The sequence below is a fragment of the Bradyrhizobium sp. RDM12 genome (genome assembly GCF_051917485.1).
GTDB lineage: Bacteria > Pseudomonadota > Alphaproteobacteria > Rhizobiales > Xanthobacteraceae > Bradyrhizobium.
Map to the genome: position 1 here is coordinate 5,693,839 of NZ_CM133064.1, position 15,353 is coordinate 5,709,191.

15 protein-coding genes and 1 pseudogene are annotated in these 15,353 nt (G+C 64.4%); 4 read left to right on the top strand and 12 right to left on the bottom strand.

Annotated features, from left to right (window positions below; genetic code table 11):
- Positions 1 to 35 precede the first annotated feature (35 nt).
- Together ACTGJ9_RS27985 and ACTGJ9_RS27990 are read left to right on the top strand one after the other, a co-directional pair.
- Positions 36 to 311, top strand: coding sequence for a DUF3303 domain-containing protein (locus tag ACTGJ9_RS27985; RefSeq protein WP_018319867.1), 276 nt, complete (start codon positions 36 to 38; stop codon positions 309 to 311).
- A 296-nt stretch (positions 312 to 607) separates the two neighbouring features.
- Entirely contained in the window at positions 608 to 1,693 is a 1,086-nt protein-coding gene (locus tag ACTGJ9_RS27990; RefSeq protein WP_456673093.1) for an IS5 family transposase, read from the top strand.
- Positions 1,694 to 2,089: 396 nt separating this feature from the next.
- Here the strand turns inward: ACTGJ9_RS27990 and ACTGJ9_RS27995 are convergent, their stop codons facing one another.
- Positions 2,090 to 3,649, bottom strand: a complete 1,560-nt coding sequence (locus tag ACTGJ9_RS27995) for an acyl-CoA carboxylase subunit beta (protein ID WP_456673712.1) — start codon at positions 3,647 to 3,649, stop codon at positions 2,090 to 2,092.
- Positions 3,579 to 4,553, bottom strand: coding sequence for an IclR family transcriptional regulator (locus tag ACTGJ9_RS28000; protein ID WP_456673713.1), 975 nt, complete (start codon positions 4,551 to 4,553; stop codon positions 3,579 to 3,581). The genes ACTGJ9_RS27995 and ACTGJ9_RS28000 overlap by 71 nt, the downstream gene beginning before the upstream one ends.
- 94 nt (positions 4,554 to 4,647) lie before the next feature.
- Between ACTGJ9_RS28000 and ACTGJ9_RS28005 the strand changes: the two genes are divergently transcribed.
- Both ACTGJ9_RS28005 and glsA read left to right on the top strand, forming a co-directional pair.
- Positions 4,648 to 4,869, top strand: coding sequence for an acetyl-CoA carboxylase biotin carboxyl carrier protein subunit (locus ACTGJ9_RS28005; protein ID WP_456673714.1), 222 nt, complete (start codon positions 4,648 to 4,650; stop codon positions 4,867 to 4,869).
- Between the two features lie 146 nt (positions 4,870 to 5,015).
- Entirely contained in the window at positions 5,016 to 6,860 is a 1,845-nt protein-coding gene (gene glsA / locus ACTGJ9_RS28010; protein ID WP_456673715.1) for a glutaminase A, read from the top strand.
- 43 nt (positions 6,861 to 6,903) lie between these two features.
- Here the strand turns inward: glsA and ACTGJ9_RS28015 are convergent, their stop codons facing one another.
- The 10 genes and pseudogenes from ACTGJ9_RS28015 to denD form a co-directional block, all read right to left on the bottom strand.
- The gene (locus tag ACTGJ9_RS28015; RefSeq protein ID WP_456673716.1) at positions 6,904 to 7,206 is read right to left on the bottom strand and encodes a nucleoside triphosphate pyrophosphohydrolase family protein; all 303 of its coding nucleotides are present in this window, start codon (positions 7,204 to 7,206) and stop codon (positions 6,904 to 6,906) included.
- A 28-nt stretch (positions 7,207 to 7,234) separates the two neighbouring features.
- Positions 7,235 to 7,762: a carboxymuconolactone decarboxylase family protein gene (locus ACTGJ9_RS28020; RefSeq protein ID WP_456673717.1), complete on the bottom strand. Its 528-nt coding sequence runs from the start codon at positions 7,760 to 7,762 to the stop codon at positions 7,235 to 7,237.
- Between the two features lie 503 nt (positions 7,763 to 8,265).
- Positions 8,266 to 8,625 (bottom strand): Zn-ribbon domain-containing OB-fold protein, encoded by a 360-nt coding sequence (locus ACTGJ9_RS28025; RefSeq protein WP_456673718.1) that lies wholly within the window; start codon positions 8,623 to 8,625, stop codon positions 8,266 to 8,268.
- Positions 8,622 to 9,758 carry a thiolase family protein gene (locus ACTGJ9_RS28030; protein ID WP_456673719.1) on the bottom strand — a complete coding sequence of 379 codons (1,137 nt, stop codon included), beginning with the start codon at positions 9,756 to 9,758 and terminating at the stop codon, positions 8,622 to 8,624. Before ACTGJ9_RS28030 ends, ACTGJ9_RS28025 begins: the two co-directional genes overlap by 4 nt.
- 10 nt (positions 9,759 to 9,768) lie before the next feature.
- Positions 9,769 to 10,968, bottom strand: a complete 1,200-nt coding sequence (locus ACTGJ9_RS28035) for a CaiB/BaiF CoA transferase family protein (protein WP_456673720.1) — start codon at positions 10,966 to 10,968, stop codon at positions 9,769 to 9,771.
- Positions 10,969 to 11,086: 118 nt separating this feature from the next.
- Positions 11,087 to 11,292, bottom strand: a pseudogene (locus tag ACTGJ9_RS28040) (hypothetical protein).
- Between the two features lie 122 nt (positions 11,293 to 11,414).
- The gene (locus ACTGJ9_RS28045; protein ID WP_456673721.1) at positions 11,415 to 12,584 is read right to left on the bottom strand and encodes an acetyl-CoA acetyltransferase; all 1,170 of its coding nucleotides are present in this window, start codon (positions 12,582 to 12,584) and stop codon (positions 11,415 to 11,417) included.
- Positions 12,585 to 12,644: 60 nt separating this feature from the next.
- Positions 12,645 to 13,295 (bottom strand): bifunctional 4-hydroxy-2-oxoglutarate aldolase/2-dehydro-3-deoxy-phosphogluconate aldolase, encoded by a 651-nt coding sequence (eda, locus tag ACTGJ9_RS28050; protein ID WP_456673722.1) that lies wholly within the window; start codon positions 13,293 to 13,295, stop codon positions 12,645 to 12,647.
- A gap of 13 nt (positions 13,296 to 13,308) precedes the next feature.
- Positions 13,309 to 14,274, bottom strand: a complete 966-nt coding sequence (locus tag ACTGJ9_RS28055; protein WP_456673723.1) for a sugar kinase — start codon at positions 14,272 to 14,274, stop codon at positions 13,309 to 13,311.
- Positions 14,275 to 14,304: 30 nt separating this feature from the next.
- Positions 14,305 to 15,291 (bottom strand): D-erythronate dehydrogenase, encoded by a 987-nt coding sequence (gene denD, locus ACTGJ9_RS28060; RefSeq protein ID WP_456673724.1) that lies wholly within the window; start codon positions 15,289 to 15,291, stop codon positions 14,305 to 14,307.
- Positions 15,292 to 15,353: the final 62 nt, after the last annotated feature.

Genomic DNA, 15,353 nt, shown 5'->3' on the forward strand with positions numbered 1-15,353 from the left:
CATTCATCCAATAATTTCATTTATGGGAGAATCGCATGAAATTCATAACCACCTGGAGTGTACCCCAAGGCACCTTCAATGCAGCCGTTGCCCGATTTCTGGAAACCGGCGGCGCACCGCCCGAAGGCGTCAAGATGCTGGGGCGCTGGCATGGCATGAACGGACAGGGATTTGCGATCTCTGAATCGAGTGATCCCAAAGCCATGTATCGTTGGCTCGCGCAATGGTCCGACCTGCTCCCGTTGACCGTCACACCCTGCCTCGAAGACGGAGACGCGGGCGAAGTGATGGCGTCTCTACCCAAGCGTTGATCGAGAACACGCACTGCCGCCGCTGAAGCGGCGGCAGTGGCGTGCCCGCCAGTCTTGACAGCGCTGCCAAAGCGCGATGCGATCGGGATGAAGCCTCACGGCGCTTCAGGTAATTGTTGGAGCATGATCTCCGCGCAAAACGCGTTCAGCGTTTGTCGCGAGGGAAAACCGCTGCCCGGTTTGCGCTAACGCGGCCTTTCGGGTCCGGATCATGCTCTAGCAGTCTGCTGAAGAACCCCCTCGCCACGGAGAGGGCTTGATGATTCACTTATCATCTCGATTCGGCGGAGGCGATCATGCGCGGCAGGTTTACGGATCAGGGCGGCCTGTTTTCGTACATCGCGCCGGATAAGCGTGTGCCAGCGAACCACCCGCTGCGGAAGGTCCGGGAACTTGTCCGGGATGTTTTGAGTGATTTGAACCGCAGCCTTGGGAGGCTCTACGCCAGCGAGGGACGTCCTTCGATCCCTCCGGAGCAATTGCTAAGTGCGCTGCTGCTGCAGGTGTTCTACGGCATCCGCTCGGAACGTCAGTTGATGGAGCAACTGGACTACAATCTTTTGTATCGGTGGTTTGTGGGACTGTCGCCGGACGATCCGGTTTGGGACCCGACCACCTTCACCAAGAACCGGGAGCGGCTGCAGAACGGCGATGTATTCACGAAGTTCATGACCAGGCTTCTCAACCATCCACAGGTCAAGCCGCTGCTGTCGGACGAGCACTTCTCGGTGGATGGAACGCTGATCGAAGCCTGGGCTTCACAGAAGAGCTTTCGTCCCAAGGACGGCAGCGGCGACGATGATGACGGCGCGAACTTCCATGGCCAGAAGCGCAAGAACGACACCCACGCGAGCACCAGTGACCCCGACAGCCGGCTTTATCGCAAGGCGGCCGGACGGGAGGCCAAGCTTTGCTATATGGGCCACGCCACCATGGAGAACCGGCATGGGCTGGCGGTGGCCGGCAGGGTCACGCATGCCAATGGCACCGCCGAACGCCGGGCTTCGGAGACCATGCTGAAGGCGAGACGCAAAGCCGCAGGCCGCCGCATCACGGCCGGTGAGGACAAGGCGTACGATACCGCCGATCATGTCGCCAATCTTCGCGCCATCGGCGTGACGCCGCATGTGACACAGAACCAGGCCGTCACCAAAACCGGCAAGACCCGCAACAGCGCCATCGACGAACGAACCACGCGGCATCCAGGGTACGGCATGTCGCAATCGCGCCGGGCGATGGTCGAGTGCATTTTCGGATGGGGCAAGCAACACGGCACCATGCGCAAGACCAAACATCGCGGCATCGCTCGCGTCGCCGCCGACTTCCTGCTCAATCTGATCGCCTACAACCTGATCCGCATTCCAAAACTGCTTGCCCCTTAGCCACCCAGCGTCAGGGTGCCCCCAACACCAGGCTAGAAATCACATCCAACTCCGCCACGCCGCCCCAACAACGACCGGACAGAATAAGAAAACTCTCCATTTCAAGATTTTTCAGCAAACTGCTAGCGCTCAGGTGAGCGCGGAAGCTCCCATTGCTCGAGGCGATCGATTGACGCCTGGCGTTCGTGCTGGCCCAGCCAAACCGTGAGGAGAACCAGCGCGCCGGCAAGAGCGCCGATGCCGAAATACAGGTTCCTCATGCGGCTTGAATGCGGAGCGCCAAAAATCGTTCCTCGCATCGTGCCTTTCGCCGGGAGGACATGGGGTGACAGCTCGACGCGAAAACCGGCGACGGCCCCTGCGTCGCTCGCGATGCGCGATGGTGCCCGACGAACCCTACGGCCTGATCGTCATATTCTCCGGCGGTCCTGCTTTTCGCAGCGGCTCGGCCAGCCGTGCGAACTCGCACAGCAGCGAGCGCGTCTTGCGCGGGTCGATGATCTCCTCGACCCAGAATTTTTCGGCCGAGCGGAACGGCGAGCGCAGCTTGTTGAGCCGCTCCTGGATCTCGTTGAGCTTGGCGGCCTTGTCCTCGGCCGCGTCGATGTCGGCGCGGTAGGCGGCTTCGATGCCGCCTTCGAGCGGCAGTGAGCCCCAATAGGCCGAGGGCCAGGCGTAGCGGATCGAGAAGCGGTCCGCCGGCTGATGCACCACGCCGGCGACGCCGAATGCGTTGCGCAGGATCACGGTGCACCAGGGCACGGTGGTCTGGTTGACCGCGGCCATGGCGCGCACGCCGTGGCGGATCGTCGCCGCCTTCTCGGCATCGAGACCGATCATGAAGCCCGGGCAATCCATGAAATAGACGATCGGCAGATGGAAGGTCTCGGCGAAGTCGACCCAGCGCACCACCTTCTGGCAGGCATCCGCCGTCCAGGAGCCGCCATAGTGAAAGCTGTCGCTGGCAAGCAGCATCACCGCCCTGCCTTCGAGCCGCGCCAGACCAACAATAATAGGCTTGCCGAAATTGGAGGCGACTTCGAAGAACGAGCCCTTGTCAACCACCTGCTCGATGATCGGCCTTATCTTGTAGACCTGCTTGCGGTTGCGCGGCACCGCATTCATCAGCGCCTCTTCGCTGCGCTCCGGATTGTCGATGCAGGGCAAGGTCGGCGGCAGCTCGTAGACCGATGACGGCAGATACGAGAGGAAACGCCGCGCACAGGCAAAGGCCTCATCCTCGGTCTCGACGGCATGATCGACCGCGCCCGCGCGGGTCTGGATGTCGGCTCCGCCGAGCTCCTCCTTCGAGAGATTCTGGCCCAATGCCTTCACCACCGGCGGGCCCGCGACGAACATCGCGGACTTCCGGGTCATGATGGAATAATGACTGGCGGCCAGACGCGCGGCGCCGAGCCCCGCGACCGAGCCGAGGCCGAGCGCCACCACCGGCACGCGCGACAAATTCTCCGTCGTGAAGCGATACCAGCGCGTGCCGCCGATGCCGCCCGGCAGGTTAGCCGCGCCCTTGGTCTCGATCGTCTTGACCGAGCCGCCGCCGCCGGAGCCTTCGATGATGCGGACGATGGGCAGACGGAAGTCGTGCGCCATCTCCTCCGCCATCAAGGGCTTGGCCGAGATCGACGCATCCGCCGAGCCGCCGCGCACCGTGAAATCGTCGCCGACGACGACCACGGTACGGCCGTCGACGCGCGCGCGGCCGAACACGCAGTTCGCCGGCGTCACGGTCTTGAGTTCACCGGAGGGATCGTACTCACCGATGCCGGAAACGGCACCGATCTCGTGGAAGCTGCCCTTGTCGATCAGCTTATCGATACGCTCCCGAACAGTCAGCCGGCCCTGGTCATGCTGTCGCTTGACCTTGTCAACGCCGCCCATCTCCCGCGCGAAGGCTTCGCGCCGGGCGAGCTCGTCGAGTTCCGGCTTCCAGTTCATTCTCTCCCTCCGAATTGATCGGCTTGTTATTGTTGTGCACGGCCATTGCGACCGGCTTGCGCGAGATGCGGTTGTTGAAGACGTCGCCCTCCGCGCCCTCCATCAGGCTGCCGAGCGAACGGCCAAGCGCGACCATCAGCGGCGCGACTTCGGCATGCAGACGCTGCTCGTCATACATCGCCGAGAGGAGGCCGATCGTGACGACCACGAAGGTCTGATACTGCGGCGACCAGATCGGCACCGCGAGCCCGTTGATGTGCGGGCTCCACAGGCCGCAGGCCGTGACATAGCCGCGCTCGCGCAGCGACTGCCGGTTAGCCTCGATGCGGGGCCGCAGGATTTTTGCGGCCTCCGGCGCTTCGCGCTCCATTTCCGCAATGTAGGCATCGCCGAGTTCGGGCGACAAGGCCGCGGTGTAGGCCGCGCCGGCCGCGGTCGAGGCCATCGAGATGCGGCTGCCGGTGCCTTCGTGCAGACCGAGCGCAGAGGCCGAGCGCGCGAACTGGAGATAGACGAGATGGAAACGATCGGGCACGACGAAGCCGACGGTGCCCGGCAATTGCTCGGCGACTTCCTGCAGCCGCTGGCGGATCATGCTGCGCAGTTGCGCGCCCTTCATCATCGAGGCGCTCATCGCCACCGCGCTCGGACCAATGCGATACTTCTGGTCACGCGGCAGATAGACTAGCTGCCCCATGCGCGTCAGCGTGTGCGTCAGCCGCGACACCGTTGAGCGCGGCAAGCCGCAGCGATTTGAAATCTCGAGATTGCCGAGCCTGCTATCGTGGCCCTCGAAGCATCGCAACACGTCGAACGCGCGCGACACCACCTGGATGACATCACCTTCACCGGCATCGCCAGCGAGTGCACCTTGCCTGCTTAACCGCTCCGAACGTCGTCCCATGATCCCTACCGTCTGTTCCGCTATGCGGAATTAAATTCCACTTGCAGACGACGCTACCTCAGGCATTTTGCCACCACAACAAAAAGGCGATGGCATGCCAGAAATTAAGATCGTCACGGAAGTCGCGGGCCGCATCTGCGCAACTCCCGTGCAAGTTGGAGGAACCGTCGCCGATGGCGATGACGTTGTGCTCGTCGAAGCCATGAAGATGGAGATACCGGTGCCCGCGCCCGCTTCAGGCACGCTCACATCACTGCTCGTGAAGATCGATGACCTCGTTGCCGAAGGCCAGACGATCGCGATCGTCGCGAGCTGAGCACGCGCCGCCAGCCGCTTCTCATCCGCGACAATCTGAAACAGATCATAGTGCGATGGCGCGCGGCGTCTTGCGTTCGGGCGCCACGGCGAACGAAGGCGCCGGACGGGTTGCGCGTGCCCTGATTGCGTTGCACAAGGGAGCCGATGATAGCGCAACCGCCTGCCTCCACCTGGACGCGCTCGAAGCCGCCGCTGCTGCGGTTTCTCGACTCGTGCCTCAATGAATTCTCCGCCGAGACCTCGGGCCATGTCGCGGACTACATTCCCGAGTTGAGCAAGGCCGACCCTGCCTATTTTGGCATCAGCCTCGCGACGCTCGACGGCCATGTCTACGAAGTGGGCGACAGCCGCGTGCCCTTCACCATCCAGTCGATGTCAAAACCGTTCGTGTTTGCGCTGGCGCTCGACTTGCTCGGCGCGACGCGCGTGGAAGGCGCGATCGGCGTCGAGCCTTCGGGCGATCCCTTCAACTCGATCCGGCTCAATGCGGAGAACCATCCCTTCAATCCGATGGTGAATGCCGGCGCGATCGCCTGCACCGGGCTGATCTACGACAGCAAGGGCCCCGAGGCTTTCGAACAGATCCGGCTCGCGCTCAGCCGCTTTGCCGGGCGCGACCTCGCCGTCGACGAAGCGGTCTACACGTCCGAGAGCCAGACCGGCGACCGCAATCGCGCCATCGGCTATCTCCTCAAGACCAATGCGGTGATCTCGGACAATGTCGCCGGCGTGCTCGACGTCTATTTCCGGCAATGCGCCGTGCTGGTCACCGCGCGCGACATCGCGGTGATGGCGGCGACGCTCGCCAATCGCGGCGTCAATCCGGTCACCGGCGAACAGGTGCTGACGCCCTACGCGATCTCGCGCACGCTCTCGGTGATGACATCGTCGGGCATGTACGACTATGCCGGCGAGTGGATCTACCGGATCGGCATTCCCGCCAAGAGCGGCGTCGGCGGCGGCATTCTGGCGGCGCTCCCCGCCCGCCTCGGCCTCGGCAGCTATTCGCCGAAGCTCGACAAGCACGGCAACAGCGTGCGCGGCATCAAGGTCTGCGAGGCGCTGTCCTCGCATTACGATCTGCACATGCTCAACCGCAGCGACGACGCCCGCAACGCGGTGATCGCCGACTATGACATCGGCAAGAGCCCGTCGCGTCGCGTCCGCCGTCAGCAGGAGCGCGACATCCTGGCCGCGCACGAGCAGGAGGTGCGGGTGATCGAGCTGGTGGGCACGCTATCTCTGTCGGCGGTCGACTACGTCTCGCGCCGGCTGGCGGAGCGGCCGCGCCCGCAATTCGTGATCTTCGACCTGCACCGCGTGACCTCCACCACGCGGGCCGGCGCGCGGCTGATCGCGGAGGCCTTCGAGGACCTCGCCGCGCTCAACGTGACGGTGGTGATATCCGGCGTCAGGCGCGCGTCCAAGGAGTGGAATACGCTGAGGGAATGGACCGCGGAGCTGAAGAACGTCCGCGATTTCTATCTGCTCGACACCGCGATCGAATGGGCGGAAGACCAGATCGTTTACCGCTATGGCGGCTCAATCGATTTTCACGAGGTCACCGACCTTTCGGAACAGCCGCTGCTCGACGGCCTCGGCGCGGAAGAGCTGACGGACCTCGCCTCGATCTGCGCGATCCGGACCTACCAGTCCGGCGCAAAGATCCTGGCGACAGGCGATGCCGCGGACGCCCTGTTCTTCCTGCGCAGCGGCGCGGTGCATGTCACGCTGCCCGACGGCGTCAGGCTCGCGACGCTGACCGCCGGCATGGCCTTTGGCGAGATGGCGCTGATCGAGACCGCCCGTTCAGCCGACGTATTCGCGGACATGGCAGCAACCGCGTTCGAAGTCGCGCTGAAGGATTTCGAGCGCTTTCGCAGACAGCACCCGCGGGCGTCCGAGCGCATCATGCGCAATCTGGCGCAGCTGCTGGCCGATCGCCTGATCGTCGCCAATACCAAGGTCGACATCCTGACCTCGACGTAGTGCGGCTGAGATTCTGCGAGAGGTGATCCCGTCCCCAGCTGGTTTAGCGGCTCGCCGCCTCGCTGAGCCGCCGCTTGATCTTGGCGGCGCTGGCGTTGAGCAATTCGGATGGCTGCTGGCCGGTCGCGGCGCACAGGCAGGCCCAGTAGTAGATGACGTCGCCGAGCTCGTCGACGAGACCCGCCTTGTCGAGCCAGTCATCGCGCAGCAGCTTCTTGATATGGTCGGCCACCTCGCCGGCTTCACCGGCGAGGCCGAGCCCGAGATAGGACAGCCGCTCGTTGGAAGGATGCTGATCGACTTTCGCAATGGTCGCGGCCCAGGCCGCATATTCATCGATCGTCATGATCATCCCTCGCAAGCCAGGCTTTGGATCAGCCCACCACTTCGGTGACGGGCTGGAGATCGATCTCGAAAGTCTCCAGGAACTTCGACGTCATAATGTAGAAGCCGACCGAGAGCTGCAGCTCGACGAGCGCTGCCGGCGTCAGTTTTGCGGCGATCGCCTTGAAGGTCGCGTCCGTCGGCTTCTTCAGCTTCACGATTTCGTCGGTGAAGGCGAGCGCCGCGCGATGCGTCTCGTCGAAACAGGTTGCAGCTTGCCAGTTTTCCAGCGCCTCGTTCTGCGCGTCGGTGACGCCGACATTCTTGCCGATGCGCTTGTGCGCGATGATCTCGTACGGCGCCTCGCACAAGATACCGGTGCGCGTGATCGCGAGCTCGCGCACGATTGGATCGAGCTCGCCCTTGTGGCGGATGGCGCCACCGAGGCGGCAGTACTGCTCAAAATAGCTCGGCGAATGCGACATCATGCGAAAGATGTTGGCATTGCGGTTCTTGTCGAGGATTTCGCGGGTGCGGTCGGATGCCTTGGACGGATCGCTGTAGTCGATGCGGGCCATGATCGAGTTTTTTCCTTGAGCCTTTGATGCTTATTGTCGTTGTCGGGGCAAGCTCCTGAAAAATTGTATTCGCGCAGCGACGCAGGAGCAACAACATCGAGTCAAAATGCCGCCGCATTGCTGATCGACCTTGGTACAGTCGATATTCGCCGCGTGGGGACTTGATCGCGACGAATACTCGAAGTGGGGTGTTCCGAGTAAAATAAACTGGCCGTCTTTGCGCTCACCACGCAACGATGAGTCACGCCCAGGTCTAGGGAGAATTCGCATGAAGGAAGCCACCAAGGGGGCGGCCTCGGGAGCGCTTGCGCATATGCTGGCGGTGACGGCGATGCTCGTCATCGCCAGCATATTATTCTACGGGCGCTGAGTCAGAGTTTCAGAGTTTTCGTCATTCCGGGGTGGCTCTCCCGGGACCGCGCATAGCGCGGCCCTAGCAAGCCAGGCCCAGAATACCCGTTCCAGGCTCGGTCCTTGGACCGCCCCCGAATGACGAAATCCCATTATGCTTCCTTCGTGAAGAACGGCACGAGCTGTCCCGCAAACGGCTTGAAGCTTGCCGTGACCGCATCGCCGATGGCAACCCCGTTGTCGCCATGGGCCATCATGCGGAACCCCTCGGCGCAATCGACCAGCAGGATGTTGTAGGGCACGTGCGCACGCGTCTCGGGCGTGGCGGCACGGCAAACGAGCGAGGTCGCGTAGACCCTGCCCTTGCCGCTGGCGCGCGCCTCGCGCGGATCGGCGGTTCCACACGCCGCGCAGAAGGCACGATGGAAATATTGCGCGTGGCCGCATGCGGTGCAGGTTTGAAAAACGATCGCCTGCTCGCCCTTGGTCCAGTCCGCCAGACGCTCGCTCATCGCAGCCGCTCCAGAAACATGCTGACATGGGACGACAACACGCCGCCGTCACCGTGCAGCAGCGCAATCGAGGCGTCGCGCACCTGGCGATTCGTCGCTCGCCCCGTCATCTGCAAATGCGTTTCGACCAGATGCGCCATGGCGCCGCCGACGCCACAATGGCCGTAGCTGAGCAGGCCGCCATGGGTGTTGAGCGGCATCGCGCCGTCACGGCTGAAATGGCCGGAGCGCACACGCGCAGCCGCCTCGCCGCGGCCGGCAAGGCCGAGGTCTTCCAGCAGCATCGCGAGCGTGATGGTAAAGCTGTCGTAAATCGCGGCGTAACGCACGTCGGAGATCGCAAGGCCGGTGGCCTCCCTGGCGCGCGCAATGGCGATTTCGGCGCCGAGTTCACCCAAGCCGGGCGCCGCGGTGACATGCTGATGCGTGTGCGCCTGCGCGCAGCCGCGGATGCGCACGCCGGCCTCTCCGGTCCGTTCGCGGCTGATGACGAAGGCGGCGCCGCCATCAGAGACCGGACAGCAGTCCAACAGCTTGAGCGGCATCGCCACCGGCCTGGAGGCCATGACGTCGGCGACCGTGATGGGATCGTGGAATTGGGCGCCGGGATGCGTGCAGGCGTGCGCACGCATCAGCACGGCGAATTCGGCGAGATCCTCTTCGGTCACGCCGTATTCGTGCATGTACCTGCTGGCCACAAGACCGTAATAAGCGGGAATGGTCGGCCCCAGCGGCACCTCGTAGTCGGGGTGTCCGACCTGCGCCAGCGCCTGGATCGAGGCGTCGCGGCTCTGCCCGGTCAGGCGATTCTCGCCGGCGACCACGAGCACGTTGCGGCAGACGCCCGCATCGACGAGATGATGCGCGAGCATCGTCATTGCAAGCCCGGTGGCGCCGCCGACCTGCACGGCATGGGCGTAAGACGGACGAATGCCAAAATGCTCGGCGAAGACGGTCGCCAGCATGATGTGCGGCGAGACGGTCGAGTAGCCGCAAAGGATGCCATCGATGTCGGCGCGCTTGAGCCCGGCATCGTCGAGCGCGGCTTGGGCCGCCCTGCTCATCAGGTCGAGCGAGGACGAACCTTCGTGCTTGCCGTAGGAGGTGAGGCCGACGCCGGTGATGAAGCTCATGATGTCCTCCCTACTCCGGCGCCGAGCGCGTGACGCCGTCGCGGACCATGGCGGCGATCTCGTCGGAGGAGTAGCCGATCTCGCGCAAAATCTCCGCGCCATGCTCGTTGAGGCGTGGCGCCAGCCGCACTGGCTCGGCCTCGGTCTCCGACCAGGTCGCGGTGACCTTCATGCTGCGGATCGGGCCTTCGGTCGGATGGTTGACGACCGGGAAGAAGCCTGTCGCCTCCAGATGCTCGTCGTGCAGGATCGACGCGAGGTCGTGCATCGGCATGACAGGCACGTCGGCCTTGGTCAGCAGCTCGATCCATTCGGCCGTGGTGCGCGTCTCGAAGATCCGGGCGAGCTCGGCATAGACGGTGTCGATGTTGGCGGCGCGGCCGGCGAACGTCGCGAATTTGGGATCGGCGCGCAGATCGTCGCGGCCTGTCGCCTTGAAGAAGTTCTCCCACTGCTTGTCGTTGTAGACGATGACGCTGAGATAGCCGTCCGAGGTCTTGTACGGCCTGCGGTCGCGCGAGAGATGGCGGGCATAGCCGCCCTTGTCGAGCGGCGGCTCGTAGGTGAGCCCGCCCATGTGGTCGCCCATGACGAAGCCGGCCATGGTCTCGAACATCGGGATGTCGAGACGCTGGCCGCGGCCGGTGCGGTCGCGATGCACGAGACTGGCGCAGATCGCGCCGACAGCCGTGAGACCGACGATCCGGTCGACCAGCGCGTTCGGCACGTAGCGCGGCACGCCGTCGCCGGTCTGCGCCATCAAGGCGGGCAGCGCAGTGGCGCCCTGGATCAGATCGTCATAAGCGGGTTTTGCCGCATAGGGCCCGTCCTGGCCGAAGCCGAACACGCCGGCATAGACCAGGCGCGGATTGATTGCCGAGACGACATCATAGCCGAGCTGGAGCCGCGCCATCGCCTGCGGACGGACGTTGTAGACGAGAACATCGGCGTCCTTCAGCAGCCGCAGCACGGCCTCACGTCCCCCAGGCTTCTTCAGGTCGAGGCAGATCGAGCGCTTGCTGCGGTTGGTGTTGAGGAACACCGGGCCCATGCCCGTGTGCCGCATCGGGCCGATCAGCCGGGTGACGTCGCCGTCGAGCGATTCCACCTTGATCACGTCGGCACCGTAGTCGCCGAGCATCTGGGTCGCATAAGGCCCCATCAGCACGGTGGTCATGTCGACGACCTTGACGCCCTTCAGCGGCCCCATTGGTTCGCTCCCGATGACGCGGGCTCTCGAAGTGGCCTCGCGATTTCGGTCCAGCTAAGGGCAGGGACGCGGTGCGCGCAAGGGCGACGGGGGTATGGCCGCATGCGCAACGCGGCCGCTATTTCTTCTGGCGGGAGTCGCGGATCTTGATGAGACGGTCGAGCTCGTCGTTCTGCTGGCTGATGCGGTCGGCAATCCGCGACTCGTTCTGCTCGCCCGAGGCGGCCGCGGCCTGCTCGATCAGCTGGCGGATATTGTCCTCGAGGATCGCGATGCGCTCGTTGAGGGCGTCGAGAGAGAGCGATCTTCGTAGCTATTGTTCATAATGCATTCCCCTGCAAATCAACCAGGAGCCGCAGGGTGGGCAAAGCGCAGCGCGCCCACCATGATCTGGCGCAAGAAAAAGGTAGGCACGGCGCATAGCGCCTTGCCCGCCCCTACGAGACTTACTTCAGCGGCTCCAGCACGGAGACGTAGTTGGCGACGGCGGCGCCGCCCATGTTGAAGATGCCACCGAGTTTTGCGTTCTTGAGCTGCATGCCCTCGGGCGCCTGGCCTGCGAGCTGCATCGCGGTCATCACGTGCATGGAGACGCCGGTGGCGCCGATCGGATGGCCCTTGGCCTTCAACCCGCCGGACGGATTGACCGGCAGCTTGCCGTCCTTGAGCGTCCAGCCTTCCTTGATGGCGCGGGCGCCCTGCCCCTTCGGCGTCAGGCCCATCGCCTCATACTCGATCAGCTCGGCGACGGTGAAGCAGTCATGGGTCTCGACGAAGGAGAGATCGGTGAGCGTCACCCCGGCCTGCTCAAGCGCGCGCTGCCAGGCGATGGTGCAGCCCTCGAACTGAAGGATGTCGCGCTTGGACATCGGCAGGAAGTCCTGGGCGTGTGCGGTGGCGCGGAAGCCGATCGACTTGCCCATGCCTTTGGCCGTCTCGGCATCGGCCAGCACCAGCGCGGCCGCGCCGTCGGAGACCAGCGAGCAGTCGGTGCGCTTCAAGGGGCCAGCGACGTACGGATTCTTCTCGCTCTCGGCGCGGCAGAAGTCGAAGCCAAAATCCTTGCGCATCTGGGCGAAGGGATTGGCAACGCCGTTCTTGTGGTTCTTGGCCGCGATCAGCGCCAGCGCATCGGATTGGTCGCCGTATTTCTGGAAATAGGAGCTGGCAATCTTGCCGAACACGCCGGCGAAACCGCCGACGGTGTCGCCGTCCTCAGGCAGGTAAGACGCCTTCAGGAGGTTCTTGCCGATCTCCGGACCCGGGGTCCGGGTCATCTGCTCGACCCCGACCACCAGCACGATCTTGGCCGCACCCGCGGCGATCGCGCGCAGGCCCTGGTGCACGGCGGCCGATCCGGTCGCGCAGGCGTTCTCGACACGGGTGGCCGGCTTGAAGCGCAGCTTCGGGTCGGCCTGCAGCACCAGCGAGGCGGTAAAATCCTGCGCCGAGAAGCCGGCGTTGAAATGGCCGAGCACGATCTCGTCGACATCGGAGGCCGAAATGCCGGCATCGGCCATCGCCTCGTTGGCAACGCGGGTGACGAGGCTTTCGACGGTTTCGGTGTCGAACTTGCCGAACGGCGTATGCGCCCATCCGACGATGCTGGCGGTCATGGTCTTTTCTCCCTGGCGGTCTCTTGCTGACCTAAGTCTTAGCGCAGGGACGGCAAGACTTCACGCAGGTTTAAGGGCCTGGAGGGTGCGCTGACAGATGGCAGTTATGCCGGCCCAGTTCCCGGCCCTGATCTCCGCGGTCGGGCAGAGCCAGGAACCGCCGACCGCGACCACATTGGGCTCGGCGAGCCAGATCGCCGCGTTGGCCTCGCCGACCCCGCCGGTCGGACAGAACCGCACGTTGGGGAACGGTCCGCCCAGCGCGCGCAGCCCCTTGATGCCGCCCGCCTGCTCGGCCGGAAAGAATTTTGCGACGTCGAAGCCGTAGGACAGCGCCATCATCAGTTCGGACGCCGTGGCAATGCCCGGCGCAAACGGCAAGGAGCTATGGGTGGCGGCCTTCAACAGATCCGGCGTCAGGCCCGGGCTGATGCCGAACGCGACGCCGAGCTTCTCGACACGGGTGAAGTCGGCCGGATTGAGAATCGTGCCGATGCCGACGGTCGCCTCGGGGACCTCGGCCATCATCGCCCTCGCCGCCTCGATCGCAACGGGGGTGCGCAAGGTCACCTCCAGTGTGCGGACGCCGCCGGCCACCAGCGCACGCGCCAGCGGCACGGCATCCTGGATACGCTCGATGGTGAGGACGGGAATGACGGTCGCGGCCTTGAACAGGGCGGCAAGGTGGTTCTGTTGGGCGGTCGTGGTCATCTTGGCTTTCGTTTCACTTGGTCGCTTGACGCGTGGTCGTCGGCCGGTGCCGCTTCTTCGGCGGCATGGCATAGCCCGGAATGATGGCGCCGGGATAGCAGATCACGAGGCTGGCAAGGCGGTGCCCGGCCTGGGCGGCCTCCACCGGTTCGGAACCCGCCAGGCGAGCCGCAATATAAGCCGCGGCAAAGCTGTCCCCTGCCGCAGTGGTGTCAACGACCGATTTGGTCATTTGTTCGGCGCGGACCTCGCTCGTGCCACCGGGAAAGCGCAGCAGACTGACAGGCTCGGCGAGCCGGAACACCAGCTCGGGCGCCGGGATGCGCGCCATCAATTGCGCGGGGCTCTCGCCGGGATAGAGCGCAAGCAGATCCTCGGTCGAGGTCAGCACGATGTCGGCCGCCGCAAACGCCGCGGCGAATACCTCGCGCGCGACATCGCGATCGGGCCAGCCGCGTGCGCGAAAATTGGTGTCGAATACGAAGCGGGTGCCGAGCAGCCGGGCACGCTTGATCGCCGCGAACAGGCGATCGCGTCCGGCCGCCTCGTAGATCGAGAGCGTGATCGCGGAGAGATAGACGATGTCATAGCTCATCAGCGAGTTCAGGAGCTCGTCTGTCTCTGGCAGGCTCATCAGTTGGCGCGCCGCCGCGCTGTCGCGCCAGTGGAAGAACTGACGCTCGCCCTTGGCATCGAGCTGGATCATGTAGAGGCCGGGCAGTTTGTCCGGCAGTCGCACCACGCGGCGCGTGCCGACGCCCTCGGCATTCCAGGCCGCGATCATCTCCTCGCTCATGCCGTCGTCGCCGAGTGCGGTGAGATAGTCGACCTTGACCTCGAGCCGCGCCAGATACACCGCCGTGTTGAGGGTATCGCCGCCGAAGCCGCGCGAGAACAGGCCGCCACCCTGCCCGGCCTGCCCACCTTGGGCCTGCCGGAGCTCGACCATGCATTCACCGATGCAAGCAACGCTCGCCATCGTCATATCCGGGCTGTTCATCTTTAACGATCAGGCGACGAAATTGCCGCCGAGCTCGTCGTCGATGTGAATGCGGATGATATCGTCGAAGGTCTTCTCTTCCGTGGTGAAGCCGAGCTCGCGCGACCGCATCGCATTGAAATTGCGCGGCCAGCCGCCAACGATGCCGACGATGAACGGATCGGGCTCGCGCTTGATGCGAGCGGCGACCTTCTCGCCCGCAACCCGCTTCAGCGCGGCGATCTGCTCGCCGACCGTGGCCGACAAGCCCGGCATGGTCAGGTTGCGGCGCGGACCGACCTTGGCGAGGTCCATGGTGCCGGCATGGAGCAGGAAGCCGACGGCCGAACGCGGCGTGGCGTGCCAGTGGCGGACGTCCTCCGACACCGGGAGGACCGCTTCCTTGCCGGCGAGCGGCTCGCGCAAGATGTTGGAGAAGAAGCCCGAAGCCGCCTTGTTGGGCAGGCCGGGACGTATGCAGATGGTCGGCAGGCGGATGCCGATGCCGTCGAGAAAGCCGCGACGCGAATAATCCGCAAGCAGCAGCTCGCCAATTGCCTTCTGGGTGCCGTAGCTGAGCAGCGGCGTGTGGAAGAACTCGTCGCCGATTGCATCGGGGAACGGCGCACCGAACACCGCGATCGAGGACGTGAACACCAATCGCGGCTTGTAGCCGCCGCCAACGAGGCGGATGGCATCGAGCAGCATCCACGTGCCGTCGAGATTGATGCGGTAGCCCTTCTCGAAATCGAGCTCGGCCTCGCCGGAGACGATCGCAGCGAGATGGAAGATCACGTCGGGGCGGCCGGCGATCAGCTTTTCGGCAGCACCCGGGACGGCGAAATCGCCAGAGACGGTCTCGACGAGGAAACCTGCCTTCTCCGGCTTCCTGGGCTCGACCACGTCGTGCATGGTCAGCTTGGTGATGTCGCTCTTGCCGAGCCGGCCGTCGCGCAACAGCCGTTCACACAATTTGCGGCCGACCATGCCGGCAGCGCCCAGAACCAGAATGTGCAAGAGCTTACTCCTTCTTATTGTCCGGAACGCGCCGCTCTTGAAGGTCCGGCGCGTTCTCAGGC

Excerpts from the sequence above, each read along its gene's own strand:
- ACTGJ9_RS28030 (WP_456673719.1), bottom strand. The coding sequence starts at position 9,758 with ATGAGCTTCATCACCGGCGTCGGCCTCACCTCCTACGGCAAGCACGAA.
- ACTGJ9_RS28025 (WP_456673718.1), bottom strand. The coding sequence starts at position 8,625 with ATGAGCGAGCGTCTGGCGGACTGGACCAAGGGCGAGCAGGCGATCGTT.
- ACTGJ9_RS28005 (WP_456673714.1), top strand. The coding sequence starts at position 4,648 with ATGCCAGAAATTAAGATCGTCACGGAAGTCGCGGGCCGCATCTGCGCA.
- ACTGJ9_RS28045 (WP_456673721.1), bottom strand. The coding sequence starts at position 12,584 with ATGACCGCCAGCATCGTCGGATGGGCGCATACGCCGTTCGGCAAGTTC.
- ACTGJ9_RS27995 (WP_456673712.1), bottom strand. The coding sequence starts at position 3,649 with ATGAACTGGAAGCCGGAACTCGACGAGCTCGCCCGGCGCGAAGCCTTC.
- ACTGJ9_RS28015 (WP_456673716.1), bottom strand. The coding sequence starts at position 7,206 with ATGACGATCGATGAATATGCGGCCTGGGCCGCGACCATTGCGAAAGTC.
- glsA (WP_456673715.1), top strand. The coding sequence starts at position 5,016 with ATGATAGCGCAACCGCCTGCCTCCACCTGGACGCGCTCGAAGCCGCCG.
- eda (WP_456673722.1), bottom strand. The coding sequence starts at position 13,295 with ATGACCACGACCGCCCAACAGAACCACCTTGCCGCCCTGTTCAAGGCC.
- ACTGJ9_RS28035 (WP_456673720.1), bottom strand. The coding sequence starts at position 10,968 with ATGGGGCCGCTGAAGGGCGTCAAGGTCGTCGACATGACCACCGTGCTG.
- ACTGJ9_RS28020 (WP_456673717.1), bottom strand. The coding sequence starts at position 7,762 with ATGGCCCGCATCGACTACAGCGATCCGTCCAAGGCATCCGACCGCACC.
- ACTGJ9_RS27990 (WP_456673093.1), top strand. The coding sequence starts at position 608 with ATGCGCGGCAGGTTTACGGATCAGGGCGGCCTGTTTTCGTACATCGCG.
- ACTGJ9_RS27985 (WP_018319867.1), top strand. The coding sequence starts at position 36 with ATGAAATTCATAACCACCTGGAGTGTACCCCAAGGCACCTTCAATGCA.
- ACTGJ9_RS28000 (WP_456673713.1), bottom strand. The coding sequence starts at position 4,553 with ATGGGACGACGTTCGGAGCGGTTAAGCAGGCAAGGTGCACTCGCTGGC.
- ACTGJ9_RS28055 (WP_456673723.1), bottom strand. The coding sequence starts at position 14,274 with ATGGCGAGCGTTGCTTGCATCGGTGAATGCATGGTCGAGCTCCGGCAG.